The organism is Streptomyces sp. NBC_00237 (assembly GCF_026342435.1).
In the GTDB taxonomy this organism is placed as follows: Bacteria; Actinomycetota; Actinomycetes; order Streptomycetales; family Streptomycetaceae; genus Streptomyces.
On record NZ_JAPEMT010000001.1, the window covers coordinates 2,747,050 to 2,771,496 of the forward strand.

Here is a 24,447-nt window from a genome sequence, read left to right on the forward strand (position 1 = left end):
GCCGGGGGCCCCGTCGAGGGCTGGGGCAGCCCGCCGCAGGCGCACCCGGAGGCGGGCCGCACTCAGAGGTAGAGCCCCGCCTCCGGGGGGTCGTGCGGCCCCGACACCCCTGTCGAACTCCCGCCCCGCCGCACCGCGTACAGCTCGGCCAGAGTCGTCCCCTCCCGCCCCACCCCCTCCTCAGTCCCCAGCCACGCGACCGACTCCGCCCGCGTCAGCGGTCCCACCTCGATCCGGGCCAAGCAGCGCCCCGGCCGTACCACCGCCGGATGGAGCCGTTCCAGGTCCTCATTGGTCGTGACCCCGACCAGCACGTTCCGCCCCTGCCCCAACAACCCGTCCGTCAGGTTCAGCAACCGCGACAGCGCCTGCCCCGCCGTGTGCTTCGCCTCCCCCCTGATCAGCTCGTCGCAGTCCTCCAGCAACAGCAGCCGCCACCGCGACTTCCCCGTCACCCCGTCGTCCTCGCCGATGGCGATGTCCATCAGGTAGCCCACGTCGTTGAAGAGCCGCTCCGGGTCGAGCACGCAGTCCACCTGGCACCAGTCCCGCCACGACCTGGCCAGCGTCCGCAGCGCCGACGTCTTCCCCGTCCCCGGCGGCCCGTGCAGAAGCAGCAGCCGCCCCGCGATGTCGTCCGGCGTCACCTTCATCAGCCGGTCCATCGCATCGGCCACCGGTGCCGTGTAGTTGGGCCGGACCTCCTCCCACGTTCCGGCCGAGATCTGCCGGGTCGTCCGGTGCGGGCCGCGCCTGGGGGACACGTACCAGAAGCCCATGGTCACGGCCTCCGGCTGCGGCTCCGGCTCGTCCTGGGCCCCGTCCGCCGTCTCGTCGAGGACCTTCGCGGCCAGCTCGGGGGAGGTGGCGGTCACCGTGACATCGGCCCCCCGGTTCCACCGGGACACCAGCAGCGTCCACCCGTCGCCCTGCGCGAGGGTCGCACTCCGGTCGTCGTCCCTGGCCGCACGCAGCACCGTCGCGCCGGACGGCAGGAGCACGGCCCCGGACCGTACGCGGTCGATGGAGCGGCTGTGCGAGTACGGCTGCTCGCCCGTCGCGAACCGCCCCAGGAACAGGGCGTCCACCACGTCCGACGGCGAATCCGAGTCGTCGACGTTCAACCGGATCGGAAGCGCGGACTCCGGAGTCACCGGAGCCGCCGGAGCCGCCGCAGCGGTACTGCCGGGCGGCCCCTCGTGTGCACGGTTCGCAGACATGCCGCACATGATCCGGCACCCGCACGCCCCGCGCACGGACTTTTCCCCCATCACGCCCCGCACCCCACGCGACGCATCACGTCAACGCACGCACCCCCGCAATGCCAACTCCCGCCGCTACCCTGAAAGGTGATGGGACGTCATGGGTGGAACTCGGGGGCACGGCGGTGGCGACTCACCGCGCTGATCGGTGTCGGTGTGGCCGCACTCGCGCTCGTACTGACCATGTGCACGGTCTGGCCGGGCGACTCCGGCAGAGGCGACAGCGGCGGCACGACCACCGACGGGGCGAAGGTGCACGGCACCCCACCGCCCGTTCCCGGCACCCCGAAGGCGGAGCTGGGCTGGGGCTTCACGCACACTCAGTACAGCGTCGACGCGGGCGACGCGGACGCCCGCCGGAGGGCCGAGAAGCTCCTCTCCGCCTCCCGGCTCCCGCAGATCCAGCACCTCATGGGCTGGGGTTCCAACAACCCCGAACCCACCCCGGGCCGCTACCAGTTCGGCGAGATGGACAGCCGCATCGACCTGGTCCGCAGGTCCGGCGGGACACCCGTCGTCACCCTGTGCTGCGCCCCCGACTGGATGAAGGGCGGCAAGGAGGGCGCGGCGAACACCGACTGGTCCCAGCAATCCCTGGAGACCGCGCCCAGCCCCGAGCACTACGCCGACTTCGCCAAGCTCGCCGGGGTGGTGGCCCGCCGCTACCCGGACGTGAAGCACTTCATCGTGTGGAACGAGTTCAAGGGCTTCTTCGACGACAGCGCCAAACGCTGGAACTACGAGGGCTACACCAAGCTCTACAACCTGGTGTACGCCGAGCTGAAGAAGGTCGACAAGGACATCCTCGTCGGCGGCCCCTACCTCGTCATGGACAGCCTCGACCCCCGCGCCACCGAGAACGCCTCCGCCCTCAGGGGCCCCTGGGGCACCATCGACCAGCGCTCCCTCGACGCCTTCACGTACTGGAACGAGAACAAGACCGGCGCCGACTTCGCCGTCGTCGACGGCTCCAGCTACTCCAAGGACGACGAGCTCCTCCCGTCCGACGTCCGCGCCACCGACAAGTTCACGGCCGTCAGCCGCTGGGTGCGCCGGCAGACCGGCGGGAAACTGCCGCTCTGGTGGGCGGAGTACTACGTCGAACCCGGCGACGCCGAGGACGAGCGCGACGGCTGGAGCGAACCCCACCGGGCCGCCGTCCAGGCCGCCGGAATGATCGCCCTCGTCAAGGGCGGCACCGGCACCGCCTTCTACTGGAACCCGCAGAACGAGGGCACGAAGTGCGCGGGCTGTCTGTGGACGTCCACCGAACTCGCCGACGGCGGCCGCGAGTTGCCCATGATGGAGCTGATCTCGCGGTTCGCGAAGGAGTTCCCGCCCGGCACCCGTTACGACGACAAGGTCAAGGTCGCCGCCGACGACGTGCCCAACGTCCGCGTCCTCGCCAGCGGCGCGACGGTCCTCGTCGTGAACACCCTCGACCGCGCCATCGAGGCCGAGGTCGACGGCCAGTCCTTCGACATGAACCCGTACGAGATCCGCTGGCTCACCCGCTGACAGCCGGACGGCCAGCCGGGCGGACAGTCGGGCGGCCAGCCGGGCGGACAGCCAGGCGGAGAGCCGGGCGGCACCGCCCGGCCGTCAGCCCCACACCCCCGACAACGTCAGCAGCCTGATCACCAGCGCCGCCAGCAGCACCGCCATCAGCGGCAGCGCGAACCAGTACGTCGACTGCATCCACTGGAGCTTCCGCACGCTCTCCCGCCGCCCCACGCGCACCACCTCGCGCACCGACAGCAGCAGGATCAGCGCCAGCGCGGCCATCGCGCCCACCACCGACCAGGGCGTCCACGTCACCTGCGGCCCGATCGGCCCCGGATCCGCCGTGGCCACCGGCCCGTCGGCCTGCTTCCTCATCGCGTACAGGGTGGCGTCCGGGTTCGACAGGACCTTCGTCAGCTCCGGCCGCGCGTCGAGGTTGGCCAGCAGCCGCCGCTCCCAGCTCGTCGCGTACCCCGAGTCCATCTGGAGGTAGATGGTCTGGCTGCGGTTGATCAGGAGGTACGAGTTCGGGCCCGCGTCCTTCAGCGCCTTGACCAGCGACGCCACCAGGACCGGGTCGCGCGGGGCCTCCGTCGGCTCGTACTGGACCTTCTCCATGTCCCTCGCGCCCCACGGGAGTGCGGGCGTCACGTTGTCCTTGACGTCGTGGCTCATCCACAGCAGCCGCGCCGTCGGATCGTCGTGCGCGTACACGTACTCCATCGCGGTGACCTCACCCGCCCGCACCCGTTCGAACGCCTCGTTGCCCCACCGCGCCACCAGGAACCCGCCCATCATGACGAGTCCCGCCATCAGCACGGCGAGCGGGGCGAGGCTGGTGCGGTCGGCCTCCCGTTCCTCCCGGCTGACTCCGGTACGGGGGAAGAAGGCGAGGCCCGCGAGCAGGGCCGCGCCCGGCAGCGCGAACATGAAGACGCGCAGGGCCATCTCCCCGCCGTACGACTGCATGGCCAGCATCAGGAAGGGGACGAAGGCCAGCACGATCAGCGAGCGCTCGGCGTAGCCCGCGAAGCGCCGCCGCGAGATGCCCCAGCAGGCCAGCGCCATCATCCCGCCCGCCAGGGCGACCCGGACGTACAGCACCAGCTTGTGCGTGGAGCTGCCGCCCTCGATCCGGCCCGCGACGGACGACGACACGTTGTCGCCCAACCCGCCGATCCCGCCGAAGAGTTCCTCGAAGTGACCCGACCAGTACGGCTCGGCGAAGAACCCGATCCAGACCGCCACCAGCACCGTGAAGAGGATCGGCAGCCCGCGCAGCGTGGACCTGCGGCACATCACCAGCACCAGCAGCACGCCCAGCATCATGAACGGCGTGATCTGGTGCGCCGGTACGGTCCCCGCGAACAGGGCGATCAGCACCACCAGCAGCGTCGCCTTCTCGCGCCGCCCGGACTCGGTCACCTCCGCCTCGCCCGGCCGCCGCCTCGTCCAGATGACGCGCGGCTCGCGGAACCACACCAGCAGGATCGCCACGAAGGCCAGATAGAGGAGGTACGTGTAGCCCTGCGGCGAGAAGTAGTCCTGGCCGACCCAGCCGCTCAGCACGAAGAACCAGGCGCCCGCCCACTTCGCCTTCCAGCTCGCCCGCATCGACTTCATGAGCAGGAACAGCGGCGCCAGGTAGAGGAGTTGCATGACGAGCGGCCACCAGCGGATGACCTCCGTCATGTCGGAGATCCCGCACGCCTCGGCCACGAACGTCGCCGCCGCGAAGAAGCCCGGCCAGCTCCACCGCGCGTCCAGGTCCGGCACCGCCGTGCCCGTGCGGTCGATGTAGTCCATGAACCCGAGGTGCTGCCAGGCCGTCGGGAAGCGCGGCGCGGCCTCCAGGACGGCGGGCAGCGCGTGCAGCGACACCACCGTCGCCAGCAGCCCCGCCGCGAGCAGCACGGTCTTGGGCCGCTCGAACCACAGGAGCGACGCGAACGACACCGCGAGCAGCGCCGCCCCGATCAGAGTGGCCAGCGGCAGTACGGAGATCAGCCCGAGCCCGCCGACCCGGTCGAGGTCCGCCTCGCCGATGCCCCGCACGGGCAGCCAGTACAGCAGCAGGGCGGCCAACAAGAGTCCGCCCAGGACGAGTTCCGGCACGCGCCCGCGCAGGGACGGCAGCGTGAACCGGACCGGGGGAGCGTCCGCAGCCGCCCCAGGGGCCTCGGCGACGGGCTCCGCCGGGGCGGGCTCGGCACTCGCGTCCCCGGACGGCTCGGCCACGGGGGTCGAGGACGTGGAAGCGGAGGACGTGGAAGCGGGGGAGGAGGAAGCGGGGGAGGAGGCGGAGGCGGCCGAGGAGGCGGCCTCGGCATCGGCCTCCGCAGACCTCTCCCCCCGCTCCTGAGGCGTGACGACGGACTTCTCCCCGGTGGGCACGGGCACCTTCAGCGCCCACGTCGGCCGGTGCTCGGCCTTCTGCACCCCACCCGCCGGAGTCTCCGGCCCCCTCCGCACGTCGGGCCTGCGCTCCTGGTGGTCGAAGTCCGCGCTGATGCCCAGGGACAGCGTGGCGGCGTCCCCGATGGCGTTCCGCAGCGCCCAGCGCGGGCCCTCGCGGACCGGTTCCGCCGCTGGGGGGTCCGCCTCGCGCGCGGGTCCCTCCTCGGCCTCCGCCACCGTTTCGCCGGGCTCGTCGACCGGCTCCGCCGTCACCGGCCCGCGCACCACTCCGTACAGCTTGAAAGCCGCTACGGCCGCGATCAACGCGAGGCTCGACACCTCGGCGACGCCCGCGCCCGTCAGCCCCATCCGGGGCAGCAGGAGCAGCGTCAGCCCCAGCACCAGCACGCACAACGCGCCCTGGAGGTAGGCCAGTCCACTGGTGCGGCTCTGCGCGCGCAGTACCGCGAAGTACACCTCTATGACCACCCGCAGCAGCGCGCCCACCGCGAACCAGCGCAGCAGCGGCGTCGCCGCCTCCGCGTACCCGGCACCGAAGACGCGCAGGATGTACGGCGCGCCGAAGAACAGCACCGCCGCCACCGGCACCATCAGCTTCGCCATCTTCTTCAGCGAGGCCCGGCAGTTGCGCGCCAGCGACGCGGGATCGTGCGCGCCCTCCACGGTCAGCGAGGCGCCCATGTTGATCGCGAGCAGGTTGACCGTGCCGCCGATGGTGGTCGTGATGTAGAAGTACGCGTTGTCCGACGAGCTGACCTGCGAGGCGACGATCACCGGCACCAGGTAGACCACGGCCAGCGAGAAGAGGGAGCCCGTGTAGTCACCGGCCAGGAACCGCCCCATCTGCCGCATCGTCGGCGGCTCCGTGAGCCCCTCGGTGGCGGCCACGTGCCGGGGCACCAGTTTGCGGAACACCAGGACGCCCAGCGGAATCACGGACACCGAGATCGCCGCGACCCACGAGACGAACACGCCCGCCGTCGGCACCGACGTCGCGATCAGCACCAGCAGCAGCAGCTTCACCGCCGAGAACACGGTGTTGCCAACCGGCACCCACAGCGCGCTCCGCAGCCCGGTCAGCACCCCGTCCTGGAGCGTCAGCAGCGACCACAGGACGACCGCGAGCACGAACCCGAGCCCGTTCAGCGGCCCGTGCAGGAATCTGTACGAGGGCCCCCAGAAGTCCAGCGTGAGCAGGAAGGTCCCGGCCGCCACCGCGACGACCAGCGAACTTCCCGCGTACGTTCGGAGGACCAGCCGCCCGGTGCGTCTGCCGGAGACCGGGATGAACCGCGCCATCGCCCCCGTGAGGGTGAGCGCGGTCAGCCCGGCGAGCAGCTTCATCGCGGCGATGGCAGCCGACCCCTGACCGACCGCTTCGGGCGCGTAGTACCGCGCGGCGGCCAGCCAGAAGCTCAGGCCGAGGAGCGCGCTGACGCCCGTGTTGAGCATCAGCGCGTAGGCGTTGCGGAAGAGGGGGCTGCTGTTGCGCGGCCCCTTCTTCCCGCCGTCGCCCTTCTCGCTGCCGGGCAGCCGCAGCCGCTTCCCGGCGGTGGCCGGCGCGGTCACCGTCCTGTTCTCCCCGGTGCCGTTCTCGGCCTGAGCGGTGGTCGTGTCAGACACGGCGGTCGGCACCCGCTTCCCGCGCACCTGCTTCTCGTACCAGCCGAAGGGCGGAGCGGGATCTGCGCACCACCGCGTACCCCCGGGTCAGCGCCCGTTCCCTGGCGAAGTCGCGGAAGGTGCCCGCGTTTTCGACCATCCGCTCGAACCGGTCCAGCGGCGTACCGCGCCGCACGGTGATCCGGCGCAGTGCGTACGGCCCCTGCGCGCGCATCGCGAGGTCGTTGTTGACCGCGAGTGCCTGGGCGAACCCCGCGTCGCGCACCGCCCGGCGCACCCGGCGGCTGGAGTAGCCGTACGGGTAGGCCAGCGAGTCGGGACCGCTGCCCAGCTCGTCGGCGACCAGCTCCCGGCAGCGCAGCAGCTCGAACCGCAGCCGCTCGTCGGGGAGTTGGTCGAGCTGCGGGTGGGTGTGGCTGTGCCCGCCGATCTCCGCCCCCGCGTCGGCGAGGGCCCGCACCTGGTCCCAGTCCAGCATGGTGTCCAGCGCGCCGCCCTCGTCGTACCGTCCCTTCAGCCAGCCCGTCGTGACGAACAGGCTGCTGCGGAAGCCGTGTTTGACGAGCGACGGCAGGGCGTGCCGGTGCACGCCCTCGTACCCGTCGTCGAAGGTGATCAGCACGGGCTTCGGCGGCAGCACGACGCGCCCCGACCGCCAGGAGTCCCCCAACTCCCGTGTGGTGACCGGGGTGAAGCCGTTCGCTTCGAGCACGTCCAGCTGCTGGTCGAAGGACTCCGGCGAGACGGAGAGCCCGTACGCGGCCTCCGCGGGCCGGTGCCCGACGGCGTGGTACATCAGGACCGGCACCCGTGCCGCCGAAGCCGAAGCCGAAGCCGAAGCCGAGGCCGTTCCCGTTCCGGTCGTCGCTCTGCTGCCGCTCGTCGTCATGCCTGCGTCGCCCCCTCGCGTCCCTCGCTCTCCCCGCCCGCGCCGTTCTCCCGTACGTGCCGGTGCTCGTGCCCGTCCGGGCCCGTGTCCGGGCCCGTGTCCGGCAGTGGTGCGATCGGCGCGACCGTGAAGCCCCCGCCTCCCCTGCGGGCCCGGACGCTGCCGAGTACGTACCCGCCTGCCGCCGCCGCCACTCCGTACACGATGGCCCCCGCCCGGCCCGCCCCGCCCGGCCGCAGCAGCGCCGCGTCGCGCAGTCCGCGCAGCACGCCCCGGGGGAGTACCCGCGTGGTGTACCGGCGTTCGGACTCCAGCCCCTTGCCCGCACCCACGCTCCGCGCCACGAGCGCTTTCGACAACCCCTCCGCGTACGTACGGGTGCGGAAATAGCCGAACCTTTCCCGCACCACGGGCACCTTGTGGTGGATCACCGCACGGTCGTCGATCAACAGCACCGCATCCGGCAGAGCCTTGCCGAGCCGGATGCACAGCTCGGTCTCCTCGCAGCCCAGCGGCCGTTTGTCGCCGTCCCTGCCGATGCCGGTGGCGAAGCCGCCCGCCGCGTCGAAGGCCGTCCTGCGGAAGGAGGCGTTGCCGCCCAGCACGTTGCGCACCCGCACCTTCCCCGCCGGGATGCCCTTGTACGTACAGCCGACGACCCAGTCGAACTCCTCCGGGAACCAGTGCGGGCGGCCGCCCGACGCCCACGCGGGCATGGTGCGCCCGCCGACCGCCATGACGCGGGGGTCGGCGTACCCGGCGGCGAAGTGGTGCAGCCAGTCCCGCTCGGCCACCGCGTCGTCGTCGAGGAAGGCGACGAGGTCGCCCCGGGCGGCGGCGATCCCCGTGTTGCGGCCCGCGGACAGGCCGCGGGGACCCGCGTTGGCGAGCACCCGCACCGGCTCGGCGCAGTCCTTGTACTCCTTCTCCAGTCGCTCCAGCAGCGCGTGGTTGTGGTCCACGACCAGAAGTGTCTCCACTGCCGGGAGGGACTGCGCGTGCACCGAGGAGACCGCCGCGAGGATGTCCTCCCAGCGGTCCTCGGTGTACACGCAGATCACCACGGAGAAGCCCGAGGCGGTCCGTGCTCTCAAGACACCTCTCCCCGGCCGATGATCCTGCGCGGCGCCACCACGGGAAACGCGGTGTGCCGCTTGCCGCGCTCCTTGAGGATCACCTTGAGCACGCGCAGCCCGTCGCGCACCGCGCTGAGGTTGCTCATGCCGTGGATGCGCTCGAACTCGTGGCTGGGAATCTCCTGCACGCGCAGCCCGGCCTTGACGACCCGGATGTTCATCAGGGTCTCCACCTCGAACCCGGTGCAGTCGAGGTCGATCTTGTCGAGGCAGTGCCGCCAGAAGGCGTTGTAGCCGTAGCAGAGGTCGGTGTACCGGGCGCCGAACTTCTTGTTGACGACCGTGCACAGCACCCAGTTGCCCAGCTTGCGGATGGGCGTCATGTCGTCGGTGCCGCCTCCGTTCGCGAAGCGCGAGCCCTTCGCGAAATCGGCGCCGGAGACGAGTGCGGAGACGTAGCTGACTATCTCGTGGCCGTCCGCGGAACCGTCCGCGTCGACCATCACGATGATGTCGCCCGTGCACGCGGCGAATCCCGCGATGAGCGCGTCGCCCTTGCCCTTTCCGGTCTGCTTGACGACGACCACGTCCGGGCGGAGTTCCCGGGCGACCGCGACGGTGTCGTCGGTGGAATTCCCGTCGACGAGGACGACTTCGTGAATCCATTCCGGCAGCGTCTTGAAGACGTACGGAAGGTTTTCCGCCTCGTTCATGGCGGGGATCACCACGCTGACCGGCGGGGTGATGGCGAGATGCGAAGAGATGGGCCGGTACTTCAGACTTTTCTTGATCGCGCTGTTGCGGCTGTTTCCGTTCGTGGACGGTTCGCCGAGCGGATCTTGTCCCGGTACCGCAGGTCGGAGAAATGAGCTCATGAGTCTTTTCCCTCTCCACCGGTGGACCGCCCGCCCCCGGGCGGTCCGGATGAGTTTCCGGTTTGAAGGGGGGTTTCACCCCGGCCAGGACGGAAGAGAACTCCGTACTGCGTGCTTCGTGCATTCCGTACTGGCTGGGTGAGCTGGCTATTGCTCTGCGCGGATCGCGCCCGGGCAGAGGAAATCCTCGCCGAGCACGGCACCCCCCTACCGCGCTCCCGCTCCGGCCTTGCCCGCGACGCTTGAGCCCTCCCCTAGAGCCGCTTTGCTCGATGTACCGGTGCGGGTGGATGTACGACGGTATTGATGATGAGGACCTTATGGCAAGACCTGGAACGTAGCCTCGCTTTTTTGTGACTTTGGCCGTTCTTCGACGGTCACATACGGAACCGTCCCGATCGGATCTCTCCGATCCGTTTGAGTAACTTGTCCGCCGGTTCGAACAGTTCAGGCCGTTCCACCACCGTATTCCGCAACGCCCTGACAGGCGCGCGATGGGCACGGTGGCCGAATGCGACCGGGTGACGGCGCATCACCCAACCCTCACAAACCTGGATCTCCCGGGTTTTGAGGGAATCCTTGTACTCTTTCTGGCCGCGCCCCAGATCGATGTAGGCGATGCCCTCCGAGGCCGCCGACTCCGCGATCTTGAGCTGCATGAGCAGACCCGGTGAGTACTTCGCGAACTCCGGGTCGTAGGCCGGAAACCAATTCGCGATGATCCTCTCCGACCTCGGGCCGAAGTGCGCCGCGATGGGCCGCCCGTCGGCGTACAGCACCGACAGGAGCCCCGTGAAGGACTCCGTGCGGGTGTGGAAGAGCTGCTCCACGAGGCGGGTGATCCAGTCCTGCGCGAAGCGGTCCGAGCGGCCCGTCCTGCGGTACTGGGCGGACTTCCACCGCATCAGTGTCGCCAGCATCTCCGGGTCCCGCTCGTCGTGCACGTACCGGACCTCGCCGACCCGGCGCCGGAGCCTGCGCTCCTTGGCCAGCGTCGTCTTGAGGAACTTCGGCGCGTGCACGCGCAGATGGTCCAGGTACGCGTCGTACCCGTCCAGCGTGTCTATCACCGGCGAGGCGAACCTGCCCGTCGCCCCGCTCTCGAACCCCGCCTGCCCCTGCGCGAGGTGGTCGAACTCCCAGACCGCGAGCCCGCAGGCGCGCAGCAACCGCTGTGCGTCCCAGGTGAATCCGGGTCTGTGCACGATGCCCTGGCTGTCGGAGACGCCGAGGCCCAGTGCCCGGCCGACGCCGGTCACGGATCTCTGGTACGCGAAGAACGCGGCCGCCTCGCCGTCCTCCCGTACGACCCCGATCCGCACCCCGCGCCGGCATCTGCCCAGCGCCAGCGCGAACTCGGGGGACAGAAAGGGGTTCGCCAGCTCCGGCGAACCGTGCAGATGCGCCTTGGACTGCATGGCCGTCCAGGCCGCCCGGTCCGCCGCCGTGAGCTCACCGGGGCGGTGGACCGTGATGTCGGGGATGTCGGGGATGCCGGGCGCGACCCCGCGCGGCGTGACGCCGGGGGTCTTCCCGTGGGGCTTGTCCACGTCAGGATGCCTGCCTTCTCGCCGTACGGCCGCCTGGACGGCGTACCAGTGTGAGCAGGAAGAGGAGGGCGCTGATCCCGGCGACCGCCGCGACCCCGCCCCTGATCGACCACAGGTGCATGGCCAGCATCGCCTGCGCGACGAGCAGATTGAGCGCAAGTGCCGCTGCTGACGACGCCACCGCACGCCCCAGCGGTTCCAGTCCGCGCAGCCCATGTGCGACGGCGAGGCCGGGGGTCACGACCATGAACACGAGTGCGGACGGCGCGCGCAGCGGCGACGGCATGTCCACGAGGACCAGAAAGGCGCCCGCGGCGGCCACGGCCAGCGCGGCCCCGGCGGCCAGCGGAACGAGTTCGCGGCCCGCTCCGCCGTCCGCTGACGTCTTGTCACTGATGTTCTGCATGGTCTGCATTGGCGACTTTGCCCCCCGACGCGCCGGATGCCGGGCTTCAATGTCGCGCAGGCGGCTCCGTGGCGTCAAGGATGCGGAGAGCACGTGAAGAAGATCCGCGTCGAATGTTCTTGGCATGAACACTACCGGTGAGTACCGGGGGTGGGTACAACTATGGGGCGGCTGCTCACCGTGGTGCGGCCAGCTCAGGGAGGTTCCATGAAACTGACCCGTTTCGCGGCATTCTCGTCCTCGTTCGCGCTCGCCGGAATACTGGCCCTCACCGGGGCGTCGGCGGCGGGCGCGGCCCAGAAGTCGCAGGCCGTCGACTATGTGGCGCTCGGCGACTCCTACTCGTCGGGGGTGGGCGCGGGCAGTTACGACGGCTCCAGCTGCAAGCGCAGCTCCAAGGCGTTCCCCGCCCTGTGGGCGGCTGCGAACGCACCCGCCACCTTCGCGTTCGCCGCGTGCAGCGGCGCCCGTACGGGTGATGTCGTCTCGGGCCAGCTGAGTTCGCTGAGCGCGGCCACCGACCTCGTCAGCGTCACCGTCGGCGGCAACGACGCCGGATTCGCCGACGTCATGACCACCTGCGTCCTCCAGGGCGAGTCCGCGTGCATCAGACGCGTCGAGACGGCCCGCGCGTACGTCGACTCCACGCTCCCCGGCAAGCTCGACTCCGTCTACGACGGCATCAGGGCCAAGGCCCCCGCCGCCCGCGTCGTCGTCCTCGGCTACCCCCGCTTCTACAAGATCGGCGGCAGCTGTTCGGTCGGCCTCAGCGAGAAGTCCCGCACCGCCATCAACAACGCGGCCGACTACCTCAACGCCGCCACCGCCAAGCGCGCCGCCGACCACGGCTTCACCTTCGCCGGCGTCGCCTCCGCCTTCTCGGGCCACGAGATCTGCACCCCGTCCCCGTGGCTGCACAGCCTCAACTGGGGCAACATCGGCGAGTCCTACCACCCCACCGCCGCCGGACAGTCCGGCGGCTACCTCCCGGTCATGACCTCCACGGCCTGACCGTCCGGGGCCCGATCGCGTAAGGCTCGACCGGGCTCGTGGAGACCGGCGGCGAGGTGACCCCGCCCGTGGGGGTGGGGGTCGCCTTGTCGCACGTCACCGAGAACGCGGCCGGGGCGGAGGTCACCGAGCGGGGGCTGCGGACCTTCAGCAGGACCGAGTCCTGCCAGGTCCCGCCCGCCCGGTGCGTCAGCTCGATGTGGTCGACCTGCCGATTCGTCGTTCCGGTGGGGAAGTCCAGCGTCTTCCAGTCGCCGCCCGAGGTCTCCCCGCTGCTGGTCGTCCACTGGTACTCGACCTTCTCGGGCGAGCGGTCGATGGTGATCGTCGCGGAGAACGCGGGCGCCTCGCCCTCCGGCGCCGGACACGGGCCCGAGTAACTGTCGCGCACCGCATGGACGCTCACCCGGACCGTCTGCCGGGGCGGCGGGGTCGTCTTGCCTCCGGTGGTGCCGTCGGTGGTGCTGCCGGTGCCGCCGGCGTCACTGCTCCCGGTGGAGCCACTGCCGCTGCCGGTGCCGTCGTTCCCCTCGGTCGTGGTGCCGGTGCCGCCCGAGGAGCCGGTACTGCTGTCCGTGCCTCCCGAGCCGTTCTGCCCGGCGGTCCCGGCGGTGGCGCCCGGATCGTCCTTCCTGGTCAGTACGTACACCAGCCCCGCGACCGCGAGCAGCAGCACCGCGATGCCGAGCGCGAGGGCCGCGACCCCGCGCCGGGGCTGTTCCCCGCTGGTGGTGGTCGCCGTCTGCCCGCCCGCCGGACCGTACGCACCGCTGCCCGACCCGGCCGACGGCACGGGCACGGGCACCGGCCGAGGCGGCGGCGTCGGCGTCGGCGTCGGACGGTACGGCGTCGACCCCGTGACGGTGGGGCTGCCGTACACCCCGCCGGTGACGGCCGCCGTGCCGCCCGCCGCGACGATCCGCAGCATCCGGTCCGCCTCGGCGCCCGACATCCGCTCCGCCGGGTCCTTGCGCAGCAGTCCCTCCAGCACCGGGCGCAGCGCCCCCGACCGGGTCGGCGGCGGCAGTTCCTCGTCCACCACCGCCCGCAGCGTGGAGAGCGGCGTGTCCAGCCGGAACGGCGAATTCCCCTCCACCGCCGCGTAGAGCAGCACCCCGAGCGACCACAGGTCCGACTCGGGCCCCGCGGCCCGCCCCAGCGCCCGCTCCGGCGCCAGGAACTCCGGCGAGCCGATCAGCTCACCCGTCATCGTCAGGGCGGAGGTCCCCTCGACCATCGCGATGCCGAAGTCGGTCAGCACCACCCGCCCGTCGTTCCCGATGAGTACGTTGCCCGGCTTGACGTCCCGGTGCAGCACGCCCGCCTCGTGCGCGGCCCGCAGCGCGGCCAGCACCTCGGCCCCGATGTGCGCGGCCCGCTGCGGGGTGAGCGAGCCCTCCGCGTCCAGCACGTCCGACAGGCTCAGGCCCCGTACGAGCTCCATCACGATCCACGGGCGGCCGTCCTCGGTCGCCACGTCGTACACGGTGACGACGTTCCGGTGCGAGATCCGGGCCGCCGCCCACGCCTCCCGCTCCAGTCGCTGGTACAGACGCTGCTGGTCGGAGCCCCCGAGACCGGACGGCGCCCGGACCTCCTTCACGGCGACCTCACGCCCCAGCACCTCGTCGCGGGCCCGCCAGACGACGCCCATTCCGCCCTGGCCCAAGGGGGCCAGAAGGCGGTATCGGCCCGTCACCACCCGGTTCTCGTCAGGCACTTCAGTCACAGGACGCATCCCCCGATCCGCGACAGAGCGGCATCATGGTCGAAACCACTCCAAGTTAGCTCAACTCAGCCTCCCTGCCGCCCCCTTGAACAATTACGGTCCGTCAACATCGATACCCCTGTGATGAATCCCGTGGGCGGGATACACGCGTGTCATGACGGGGAGATAGGGTTAACCTGCCCGGTGACGGGTGCCCTCGTACGGGTGGGGAGTGACATGGAACAGATAACGGTGCGCAGCAGGCCCCGGGTGCCTGCCATCACATGCGGGAGCAGTGCGACCAGTTCGCGGCTCGACCGCCACCTCGCGGTGCTCGGCGGCCCTGCCGTCCCGCAGCGCGAGACGGCCGAGGCGACGATGCTGATGCGTGAACTGACCTCGCGTGAGGTGCCGCGCACACGCAACACCAGCAGGGGCATGCGGATCTCCCGCGTCTCGCTGTTCGCGCCGCTCAAGCGGCTCCGCCGGTCCTTGTTCGGCAACCGCGGCTAGACGCGGCGGCCGACCCCGGCACACCAGCGGGCCCGTCCCGCACCGAGCGGGCTTGTCCCGCGTCATACGAAGAGCCGCCCGACTGCCTGTCCATCCGTCATTCCCGGGGCAGTGGGGCGGCTTCGTGCTGCCCGGCCGGACCCGTCCGCTACAGCAGGGCGAACTGGCCGCCGGGCCCCTCCTCGTGGTGGTCGAGCACCGAAGCGGGCCGCCGTACGGACGCCGGGACGGGCAGGACGCCCGCCCCGGTGAGCTCCTCCCGGGTGAGCACGTCGGAGAACTCCGGAGCCCCGTGGGCCAGTTCCGCGTACAGCCCCAGTACCGTCACCAGCTCCAGCAGCTCCGACGACCACTCCTTGGGCCACGCCGAGGGCCGCAGCGCCTCCAGCGGGCCCGCCGCCTCGCCGGTCCGCACCTCGAACCACCGCTCCAGCACCCGCACCCCGCCCGTCTCGAAGGTCCAGGCCGCCTCCGGCACCGGCGAGATCCGTCCCGTACCGCCGATGATCAGGGACGATTCCGCGCGGTCGTACGCGATCGAGCCGGGCCGCGCCGGGACGGCCGCCCGCACATAGGGACGCCGCCCGCCGGGGAGCCGCGGGCGCTCGCCACCCCGCGCACCGCGCAGCAGGAGGGCACGCAGCCGGTGCCCCCGCTCCAGTCCGTGCTGCCACACCTCGGGATCCCGGGGGAGCGGCACGACCGCGCCCCGGGGGGAGGGGCGGGCGGTGGCCAGGGCCCAGGCGAGGACGTCCTCGGGGGCGACCTCGCGGCCGTACCGCTCGCCGAGGAAGGCGGTCAGGCCCGGTGTCAGGTTGGGCTCCCGACCGCCCGGCCTGCGGTACAGGGGCCGGATGCGGCCGGGCCGGCCGGCGGGGGAGTGGCCGTCGGGCAGGAGCGCGGTGGCCAGCAGGGCGGGCCCCGACGACCCGGGAACGTAACCCTGTTCGACGGTGAAGAGCTGATGCGTGGTGTCCAGCACCCGCCACAGCTCCGGGCGGGCGACGTCGATGAGGCGGTGGTCGGGGATCAGCCAGTGCTCGTCGAAGGGGCCGTGCAGGACGCGCACCGGCTCCGGGCAGCGGACCGACTCGGCGGCGGGCGGGGTGTCCCCTGCCCGAACGCAGCTGAGAGCCAGGGGAAGGGTGGTGGCGGTGCGCTGCCCCGGCAGGGCCGCCACCGAGGTCTGCGGGGTGCGCAGGCGGGTCGGCGCGAAGAGATCGCGCCGGGCCTCGGGCGTCTTCGCCCGTATCACCGCGTCCCAGCGGGCCCGCAGGGACGCGGGGTCGGGGCCGCGCACCCAGCCCCGGCCCAGCCGCAGCGGCGGCACGGACCACGGCATCAGGTCGTCGAGCAGCACGTCGTCGATCGGTGGGGCGGCGGGCGGCAGGGGCCTCTGCGCGGTACCGGAAACATCGCTCACGCCCCGCATCGTAGGCACAGACCCGCGACGCCTTTACTGCGTCGGCGACTCCACGGTCACCGAGAAGGAGAACCGGTCGCCCCGGTAGCGGATGCGCGCCACGTCCACCACGCGCCCCTCGACGTCGTACGTGACGCCCGTGTAGTGCAGGATCGGCGAGCACAGCGGCACCCCGAGGAGCCCGGCCGTCTCCGGGTCGGCGAGTCGGGCCTCGATGGTGTCGGTGATGCGGCTGATGCGTACGCCGACGACGTCGCGCAGCACCTTCGTCATCGGCCAGCGCTCCAGGTCGTCGGCCTTCAGCCGGTCGCCGATCTCCGGACGCACCGCGTTCTCGGCCCAGTTGGTGGGCTCGCCGGTGTCCGCGTCGCGGCGCAGCCGCCGGTACGTCATCACCCGGTCCACGTCGGGGAAGTGCTCGGCGAGGTCCCCGGGCACCGCCACCGGGCCGTGGCTCAGCAGCGTCGTCGGCTCGCCCGACTGCTGGGCCACGATCGCGTCGATCGAGCCGATGAGGCGGCGCGGCGCGCCCCGCCTGGCCCCCGGCTCGATGAACGTGCCCCGCCTGCGGTGCCTGCTGATCAGGCCCTCCGACTCCAGCTCCTTGAGCGCCTGGCGCATGGTCAGCACGCTGACGCCGTAGTGCGCGGCGAGCTGCTCCTCGGTGGGCAGCCGCAGCGAGGCGTCGGGCGTGCGGCCCAGTATCGAGGCGCGCAACGACTGGGAGACCTGGTACCAGAGGGGGAGCTTCCGGTTCAGGACGAGGGAGTCGGGGGCGAAGGCGGTCACGGGGTCTCCGTCGGTCCTGCGGGTACGGGCTACGGGCGGAAGTGTCGCTGAAGACCCTGCCACACCCCGTCGTAGGAGGACTGAAGGTGATCGGCGTTCGCGGCCTGCCCGGTCGCGGTCACCGGCCAGCGCGTCTCGAACATGAACGCCAGACCGTCGTCGATCTTCTGCGGCTTCAGCTCGGCGGCACTCGCCCTGTCGAAGGTCTCCCGGTCGGGGCCGTGCGCCGACATCATGTTGTGCAGCGAGCCGCCGCCGGGCACGAAGCCCCCCTTTCCGGCGGCCTTCGCGTCGTACGCGCCCTCGATGAGGCCCATGTACTCGCTCATGACGTTGCGGTGGAAGTACGGCGGCCGGAACGTGTCCTCGCCGACCAGCCAGCGCGGCGCGAAGACGACGAAGTCGACGCCCGCGAGGCCGGGGGTGTCGGAGGGGGAGGTGAGGACCGTGAAGATCGACGGGTCCGGGTGGTCGTACGAGATGGAGCCGATGGCGTTGAAGCGGTGCAGGTCGTAGACGTACGGGACGTGGTTGCCGTGCCAGGCGACGACGTCGAGCGGGGAGTGGTCGTAGGGGGCCGACCAGAGGTTGCCGCAGAACTTGTTGACGACCTCGACCGGGCCTTCGACCTCCTCGTACGCGGCGACCGGGGCCCGGAAGTCGCGGGCGTTGGCGAGGCCGTTGGCGCCGATGGGGCCGAGGTCGGGGAGCTGGAAGGGCGCGCCGTAGTTCTCGCAGACGTAACCTCGGGCGGTGGCGTCGAGGAGCTCCACGCGGAAGCGGACGCCGCGCGGGATCAGCGCGACCTCGCCGGGCTCGGCGCGCAGCAGGCCGAACTCGGTGCGCAGCAGGAGCCCGCCGCGCTCGGGGACGATCAGCAGCTCGCCGTCGGAGTCGCTGAACACCCGGTCGAGCATGGGGGAGTCGGCGTGGTACAGGTGGATCGCCATGCCCGTGCGCTGCGTGGCGTCGCCGTTGCCGCCGAGCGTCCAGAGACCGGCCAGGAAGTCGGTGCCGGGGGCGGGGTCGGGCAGCGGGTTCCAGCGCAGCCGGTTGGGGTCGGGGACGGTCTCGGCGAAGGGGGCGCTGCGCAGGCCGCCGTTGTCGACGCGCGCGAACGCGGGGTGCGCGGCGGAGGGGCGGATGCGGTACAGCCAGGAGCGGCGGTTGTGCGCGCGGGGCTCGGTGAAGGCGCTGCCGCTGAGCTGCTCGGCGTACAGGCCCAGCGGCGCGCGCTGGGGCGAGTTCCGGCCATCGGGGAGCGCGCCGGGAACGGCCTCGGAGCTGTGTTCGTTGCCGAAGCCCGAGGAGTACGCCAGGCCCTCCGCGGCCTTGCGTGCTGCCTCGACGTGCCGGTCCGTGCCGTTGCCGCTCATCGTCCGCTCCTGGAAAGAGGTAAGGCTCGTCAGGGGAAGGTGGGACCCGTAAAGCAATCCTATGCGTGACAGTAGGATTGCGCGCCCGGAACGTCAACGGTGGGCAAAGGAGTGGGCTGAAACGGGTGGGGTGGGCGCGCGGGGGCGGGAATGCGGACCGGGGGGCGCCGGGGTGTTCCCGTGCCCCTGCGGATGCGGGCGGCACGATGGGGCCCGTGACCCGCGGAGCGGCATGATGGGCCCGTGACCCACGGATACGAGCCCGACGTCCCCCCGGCCGCCGCCGCGCTGCGTCGCGCCCCCGTCCAGCAGCGCAGCGCCGAGCGGCTGACCCGGATCCTCGACGCCTGCGCGGCCCTCCTCGACGAGGTCGGCTACGAGGAACTGAGCACCCGGGCGGTCGCCGCCCGCGCCCACGTGCCCATCGGCTCCGTCTACCGCTTCTTCGGCAACAAACGCGCCATGGCCGACGCCCTCGCCCTGCGCAACCTCGACCACTACGCGGAACGCGTCGGCGCGGGGGTGGTGGGGCTCGCGGGGGGTGACTGGCGCGGCGCGATCGACGTCGTACTCGACGAGTACCTGGCCATGCGCCGTACGGTCCCCGGCTTCACCCTGGTCGACTTCGGCATGCAGATCCCGCTGGGCCGCCCGGCGGACGACTCCAACAGCCGCCTCGCCGACCGCCTCGCCGAACTCCTGGCCGCCCAGATCGGACGCACCCCCGACGTGGCGCTGCGCCGTACCTTCCTGGTGGCCGTGGAGGCGGCCGACGCGGTGCTCCAACTCGCCTTCCGGACCGACCCGTCGGGGGACGCGGCGGTGGTGCGGGAGGCGCGGGAGCTGTTGCGGGCGTATCTGGCGCGGGTGCTGGACTGAGGGGGCGGCGGGGGTCTGGGGCGGGAGCCTGGGGAGCCCCGGGGCCTCGGCGGCGGGCGCCCGCCCGTTCCCTCCATGCGTACCGGTCGGTATGCTCGCGGTGTCCGCATGTACGCCGCCGTGCCTCCGGAGGGCCCCGTGTCCCGCACCGCTCTGCGCATCTGCCCGCTCTGCGAAGCCACGTGCGGACTGACCCTCACCGTCGAGGGGGCCCGCGTCACGGGTGCGCGCGGTGACGCCGACGACGTGTTCAGCCGGGGCTTCATCTGCCCCAAGGGTGCCGCGTTCGGTGAGCTGGACGGCGACCCGGACCGGCTGACCGCTCCACTGATCCGGGTGAACGGGCAACTGGAGAAGGCGAGTTGGGCGGAAGCCTTCGACCTGATCGCCGCCCGCATCCGCCCCGTCGTCGACGAGCACGGGCCGAACGCCGTCGGAGTCGTCCTCGGCAACCCCAACGTGCACACCATGGCCGGAGCGCTCTACCCGCCCGTACTCCTCGGCGCGCTCCGCACCCGCAGCCTCTTCACCGCGTCGACCGTCGACCAGATGCCGAAACACGTCTCCAGCGGCCTGCTCTTCGGTGACCCCTTCGCGATCCCCGTCCCCGATCTGGACCGCACCGACCATCTCCTCCTCATCGGCGCCAACCCCCTGGACTCCAACGGGAGTCTGTGCACCGCCCCCGACTTCCCCGGCAAGCTCAAGGCGCTCAAGGCGCGCGGCGGCACGCTCACCGTCGTCGACCCGCGCCGCACCCGCACCGCCGGACTGGCCGACCGGCACCTCGCGATCCGTCCGGGCGCGGACGCCGCCCTGCTGGCCGCCCTCGCGCACGTGCTCTTCGCGGAGAAGCTCGCCGACCCCGGCCCGCACCTGGCGGACCGCCTCGACGGTCTCGCCGAAGTCGAGGAGGCCGTAAGGGAGTTCACCCCGGAGGCCGTCGCCGCCGTGTGCGAGGTACCGGCGGAGGAGATCCGCGAGGTGGCCCGCGAGCTCGCCTCTGCCCCCACCGCGGCCGTGTACGTCCGCGTGGGCGGTTCCACCGTCGCCTTCGGGACGCTGGCCAACTGGCTCGTCGACGTACTCAACGTTCTGACCGGAAACCTGGACCGGCCGGGCGGCGCGCTCTTCCCGCTCTCCGCGACGTCGTCCGTGGGCCCGCCCTCGCGCAGGGGCTTCGCCCTCGGGCGGTGGCACAGCCGGGTCGGCGGGCACCCCGAGGCCAAGGGCGAACTGCCGCTCGCCGCCCTCGCCCAGGAGATCGCGACACCGGGCGAGGGCCGCGTCCGGGCGCTGATCACCATCGCCGCCAACCCCGTACTCTCCGCCCCGGACGGCGACCGCCTCGACCGCGCCCTCGCCGACGACCTCGAACTGATGATCTCCGTCGACCCCTACCTCAACGAGACCTCGCGGCACGCGGACGTGATCCTGCCGCCCCCGCCGCCGTCGCGCAGCGCCCACTTCGACTTCGTGTTCAACGGCTTCGCCGTCCGCAACCAGGTCCGCTACACGCCCGCACCCGTCGCCCTGGAGACGGGTGCGATGGACGAGTGCGAGATCCACGCCCGACTGGTCCTCGCCGTCAGCGGCATGCACGGGGCGGACCCGTCCGCCGTGGACGACCTGATCATCGACCGCCTCCTCACGAAGGCGGGAGCCCCCACCGGCCTTCCCGACCGCCTCACGGGCGACACGGGCCCCGAACGCGTCCTGGACCTCATGCTGCGCCTGGGCCCCTACGACGGCCTCACCCTGGCCGCTCTCCGCGCCGCCCCGCACGGCATCGACCTGGGTCCGCTGCGGCCCCGCCTGGACCAGGTCCTGCGCACCCGCAGCGGCCGCGTCGAACTCCTCCCGCCCCCGATCGCCGCCGACCTGCCCCGGCTGCGCGCGGCGCTGGACGTGCGACGTCCGGACAACACCCTGCTCCTGGTCGGCCGCAGGCACCTGCGCTCCAACAACAGCTGGATGCACAACCTGCCCGCCCTGAACGGCGGCTCCAACCGCTGCACCCTCCAACTCCACCCGCAGGACGCCGCACGCCTGGGCGTGACGGACGGCTCCCCCGTGCGCATCCGGGGCGCGGGCGGCGAGATCGAGGCCCCGGCGGAGCTGACGGAGACGCTCCGGGCAGGGGTGGTGAGCCTGCCCCACGGCTGGGGCCACGACCGGTCGGGAACGCGCCTCTCGGTGGCCTCGGCCCGCCCCGGCGCCAACGTCAACCAACTCCTGGACGGCACCCTCCTGGACCCCTTGTCGGGAACGGCGGTCCTGAACGGCTTCGAGGTGACGCTCACCCCATCGCCCCTCTAGGGGCACGGAGCCGTATCGACGTGCCCGTCTCCGGCCCCGCCGGGTGAGGGCCCACGGGGTGAGGCCCCGCCGTCTCCGGCCCCGCCCGGAGGCCGGAAGGCCCCTGGCGCCGAAAAACTAACGCCGCTAGTTTGGGGCGGGTACGAGCAGGCAGGACCGACGGACCGGACCGGTGGAGGAACTTCGATGACGGTGCAGGCGCAGAGCGGCATGTACATCGGCGGCGCATGGCGTCCCGCTCTCGGCGAGGACACGATCGCCGTCGTGAACCCCGCCGACGAGCAGGTCATCGCGCACGTTCCGGCGGGAACGGCCGCCGACGTGGACGCGGCGGTGGCCGCGGCACGGGAGGCGTTCCCCGCGTGGGCCGCCACACCGCCCGCCGAACGGGCCGCACTGATCGGCGCGCTGCGCGACGGGCTCGCCGCCCGCAAGGACGAGATCGCGGCGACCGTGACGGCGGAGCTGGGCGCACCGCCCGCCATGGCCGAGGCCGTGCACGCCGGACTGCCGATCATGGTCGCGGGTTCGTACGCCGAACTGGCCGCCACGTACGCCTTCGAGGAGAAGGTGGGCAACTCGACCGTCTACGCGGAGCCGGTGGGGGTCGTCGGGGCGATCACGCCGTGGAACTATCCGCTGCACCAGATCGTTGCCAAAGTGGCTCCCGCTCTGGCGGCGGGCTGCACGGTCGTCCTCAAGCCCGCCGAGGACACCCCGCTGACCGCGCAGCTCTTCGCCCAGGTGGTGCACGAAGCCGGGCTGCCCGGTGGGGTGTTCAACCTCGTGACGGGGCTCGGGCCGGTCGCGGGGCAGGCGCTCGCGGAGCACGCGGGTGTGGACCTGGTGTCGTTCACCGGGTCGACGGCCGTGGGGCGGCGGATCGGGGCGGTCGCGGGTGCGGCCGTGAAGCGGGTCGCGCTGGAGCTGGGCGGCAAGTCGGCGAACGTGATCCTGCCCGGGGCCGATCTGGCGAAGGCGGTCAACGTGGGGGTGGCCAATGTGATGGCCAACTCCGGGCAGACGTGCAGTGCGTGGACGCGGATGCTGGTGCACCGGGACGACTACGAGGCGGCTGTCACGCTGGCCGCGGACGCGGTGGCCAAGTACGCGCCGGGGGAACGGGTGGGGCCGCTCGTCAACGCGAAGCAGCTGGAGCGGGTGCGGGGGTACATCGAGAAGGGGGTCCAGGAGGGCGCCCGGATCGTCGCGGGCGGGGCCGAGGCTCCGCTGGACACGGGCTACTACGTCTCGCCGACCGTGTTCGCCGATGTCACGCCGGAGATGACGATCGCGCAGGAGGAGATCTTCGGTCCGGTGATCTCGATGCTGCGCTACGAGGACGAGGACGACGCGCTGAGGATCGCGAACGGGACGGTGTACGGGTTGGCCGGGGCGGTCTGGGGCGCGGACCGGGAGGCGGCGGTGGGATTCGCGCGGCGGATGGACACCGGGCAGGTGGACATCAACGGGGGGCGGTTCAATCCGCTGGCTCCCTTCGGGGGGTACAAGCAGTCCGGGGTCGGGCGGGAGCTGGGTTCCCACGGGCTGGCGGAGTACCTCCAGACGAAGTCCCTCCAGTTCTGAGACCCGTGCGGTCCTCAGGCCCGTGCGGTGCGCCGTGGCTGGGCGCGCCCACGCGGCCCAGCCGCACACCGCCACAGCCCCGCGCCCCTGGAGGACTGCTTCGCAGCCTCCTCCTCCGCCCCGTGCCGCCGTACGAACTCCAGGAGCCTTGAGATGACCCGTGCCGCCGTCCTTCGTGCCCCGCACACCGCCCTCCAGGTCACCGACATCACCCTCCCCGCCCCGGCCCCCGGCCAGGTTCGTGTCAAGCTGGCCGCCGCCGGGGTCTGTCACTCCGACCTCTCCCTCACCAACGGCACCATGCGTGTCCCCCTCCCCGCCGTCCTCGGACACGAGGGAGCCGGGACCGTGACGGAGGTCGGCGAGGGGGTGGCCCACCTCGCCCCCGGCGACCCCGTCGTCCTCAACTGGGCGCCCTCCTGCGGCACCTGCCACTCCTGCGGACTCGGCGAGGTCTGGCTCTGTGCCGACGCACTCACCGGCGCCGGTGATGTCTATGCCCGTACGGCCGACGACGGCACCGCACTCCACCCCGGCCTCAACGTCGCGGCCTTCGCCGAAGAGACCGTCGTCGCCGCCAACTGCGTCCTGCCCGCCCCGCAGGGAATTCCGCTCACCGACGCCGCCCTGCTCGGGTGCGCCGTGCTCACCGGGTACGGAGCGGTGCACCACAGCGCCCGGGTGCGGGAGGGCGAGACCGTCGTCGTGTACGGGGTGGGAGGGGTCGGACTCGCCGCGATCCAGTCCGCCCGCCTGGCGAAAGCGGGCCAGGTCATCGCCGTCGACGTCTCCCCCGCCAAGGAGGAGCTCGCGCGGCAGGCCGGTGCCACCGACTACCTCGTCGCCTCCGACGCCACCGCCAAGGACGTCCGCAGGCTCACCGGCGGGCACGGCGCCGACGTCGCCGTCGAGTGCGTGGGCCGCGCCGCCACCATCCGTACCGCCTGGGAGTCCACCCGCAGGGGAGGCCGCACCACCGTCGTCGGCATCGGCGGCAAGGACCAGCAGGTCACCTTCAACGCCCTGGAGATCTTCCACTGGGGAAGGACGCTGACCGGCTGCGTGTACGGCAACAGCGACCCGGCCCGTGACCTGCCCGTCCTCGCCGAGCACATCCGGGCGGGCCGCCTCGACCTCGCGTCCATGGTCACCGAGCGCATCACCCTCGACGGCATTCCGGCCGCCTTCGACACGATGCTCGCGGGCAAGGGCGGCCGGGCGCTGGTGGTGTTCTAGGGGG

The 24,447-nt window shown here is 72.0% G+C and carries 18 protein-coding genes; 7 read left to right on the forward strand and 11 right to left on the reverse strand.

Annotated features, from left to right (window positions below; all coding sequences use genetic code 11):
- Positions 1-62: 62 nt before the first annotated feature.
- Positions 63-1,256 carry a DUF5925 domain-containing protein gene (locus OG897_RS12145; RefSeq protein WP_266656780.1) on the reverse strand — a complete coding sequence of 398 codons (1,194 nt, stop codon included), beginning with the start codon at positions 1,254-1,256 and terminating at the stop codon, positions 63-65.
- Positions 1,257-1,352: 96 nt separating this feature from the next.
- On the opposite strand from OG897_RS12145, the gene OG897_RS12150 reads away from it, so the two are divergent.
- Complete coding sequence (locus OG897_RS12150) at positions 1,353-2,780, forward strand: xylan 1,4-beta-xylosidase (protein ID WP_266655636.1); 1,428 nt, start codon at positions 1,353-1,355, stop codon at positions 2,778-2,780.
- Positions 2,781-2,864: 84 nt separating this feature from the next.
- On the opposite strand, the gene OG897_RS12155 is transcribed toward OG897_RS12150, so the two are convergent.
- From OG897_RS12155 to OG897_RS12180, 6 genes are all read right to left on the reverse strand, one after another.
- Entirely contained in the window at positions 2,865-6,635 is a 3,771-nt protein-coding gene (locus OG897_RS12155; RefSeq protein ID WP_266656782.1) for a lipopolysaccharide biosynthesis protein, read from the reverse strand.
- Between the two features lie 163 nt (positions 6,636-6,798).
- Positions 6,799-7,602, reverse strand: a complete 804-nt coding sequence (locus tag OG897_RS12160) for a polysaccharide deacetylase family protein (protein WP_266656784.1) — start codon at positions 7,600-7,602, stop codon at positions 6,799-6,801.
- Between the two features lie 89 nt (positions 7,603-7,691).
- Positions 7,692-8,789, reverse strand: coding sequence for a glycosyltransferase family 2 protein (locus OG897_RS12165; protein ID WP_266655638.1), 1,098 nt, complete (start codon positions 8,787-8,789; stop codon positions 7,692-7,694).
- Entirely contained in the window at positions 8,786-9,646 is an 861-nt protein-coding gene (locus OG897_RS12170) for a glycosyltransferase family 2 protein (protein WP_266655640.1), read from the reverse strand. Before OG897_RS12170 ends, OG897_RS12165 begins: the two co-directional genes overlap by 4 nt.
- Before the next feature lie 377 nt (positions 9,647-10,023).
- Entirely contained in the window at positions 10,024-11,130 is a 1,107-nt protein-coding gene (locus tag OG897_RS12175; RefSeq protein WP_266656786.1) for a GNAT family N-acetyltransferase, read from the reverse strand.
- Positions 11,131-11,197: 67 nt separating this feature from the next.
- Positions 11,198-11,602 (reverse strand): hypothetical protein, encoded by a 405-nt coding sequence (locus OG897_RS12180; RefSeq protein ID WP_266655642.1) that lies wholly within the window; start codon positions 11,600-11,602, stop codon positions 11,198-11,200.
- A 207-nt stretch (positions 11,603-11,809) separates the two neighbouring features.
- Between OG897_RS12180 and OG897_RS12185 the strand changes: the two genes are divergently transcribed.
- A complete protein-coding gene (locus OG897_RS12185; protein ID WP_266655643.1) occupies positions 11,810-12,613 on the forward strand; it encodes an SGNH/GDSL hydrolase family protein in 804 nt (267 codons plus the stop codon).
- Here OG897_RS12185 and OG897_RS12190 read toward each other — a convergent pair.
- Positions 12,594-14,351: a serine/threonine-protein kinase gene (locus OG897_RS12190; protein WP_266655644.1), complete on the reverse strand. Its 1,758-nt coding sequence runs from the start codon at positions 14,349-14,351 to the stop codon at positions 12,594-12,596. The two genes, OG897_RS12185 and OG897_RS12190, sit on opposite strands and share 20 nt — an antisense overlap.
- Positions 14,352-14,558: 207 nt before the next feature.
- Here OG897_RS12190 and OG897_RS12195 point away from each other — a divergent pair, with 207 nt between their 5' ends.
- The gene (locus tag OG897_RS12195) at positions 14,559-14,834 is read left to right on the forward strand and encodes a hypothetical protein (RefSeq protein WP_266655645.1); all 276 of its coding nucleotides are present in this window, start codon (positions 14,559-14,561) and stop codon (positions 14,832-14,834) included.
- A 148-nt stretch (positions 14,835-14,982) separates the two neighbouring features.
- Here OG897_RS12195 and OG897_RS12200 read toward each other — a convergent pair whose 3' ends face one another.
- The 3 genes from OG897_RS12200 to hmgA all read right to left on the reverse strand — a co-directional run bounded on the left by OG897_RS12200 (position 14,983) and on the right by hmgA (position 18,422).
- On the reverse strand, positions 14,983-16,176 hold the full coding sequence (locus OG897_RS12200) for a type ISP restriction/modification enzyme (RefSeq protein ID WP_266656788.1): 1,194 nt from the start codon (positions 16,174-16,176) through the stop codon (positions 14,983-14,985).
- 114 nt (positions 16,177-16,290) lie between these two features.
- A complete protein-coding gene (locus OG897_RS12205; RefSeq protein ID WP_266655646.1) occupies positions 16,291-17,046 on the reverse strand; it encodes a GntR family transcriptional regulator in 756 nt (251 codons plus the stop codon).
- Between the two features lie 29 nt (positions 17,047-17,075).
- Entirely contained in the window at positions 17,076-18,422 is a 1,347-nt protein-coding gene (hmgA, locus tag OG897_RS12210; RefSeq protein WP_266655647.1) for a homogentisate 1,2-dioxygenase, read from the reverse strand.
- A gap of 243 nt (positions 18,423-18,665) precedes the next feature.
- On the opposite strand from hmgA, the gene OG897_RS12215 reads away from it, so the two are divergent.
- The 4 genes from OG897_RS12215 (at position 18,666) to OG897_RS12230 (ending at position 24,443) form a co-directional block, all read left to right on the forward strand.
- Complete coding sequence (locus OG897_RS12215) at positions 18,666-19,301, forward strand: TetR/AcrR family transcriptional regulator (RefSeq protein WP_266655648.1); 636 nt, start codon at positions 18,666-18,668, stop codon at positions 19,299-19,301.
- A gap of 108 nt (positions 19,302-19,409) precedes the next feature.
- On the forward strand, positions 19,410-21,620 hold the full coding sequence (locus OG897_RS12220) for a molybdopterin-dependent oxidoreductase (RefSeq protein WP_266655649.1): 2,211 nt from the start codon (positions 19,410-19,412) through the stop codon (positions 21,618-21,620).
- Between the two features lie 192 nt (positions 21,621-21,812).
- Positions 21,813-23,207, forward strand: a complete 1,395-nt coding sequence (locus tag OG897_RS12225) for an aldehyde dehydrogenase family protein (RefSeq protein WP_266656790.1) — start codon at positions 21,813-21,815, stop codon at positions 23,205-23,207.
- A gap of 153 nt (positions 23,208-23,360) precedes the next feature.
- A complete protein-coding gene (locus tag OG897_RS12230; protein WP_266655650.1) occupies positions 23,361-24,443 on the forward strand; it encodes a Zn-dependent alcohol dehydrogenase in 1,083 nt (360 codons plus the stop codon).
- Positions 24,444-24,447: the final 4 nt, after the last annotated feature.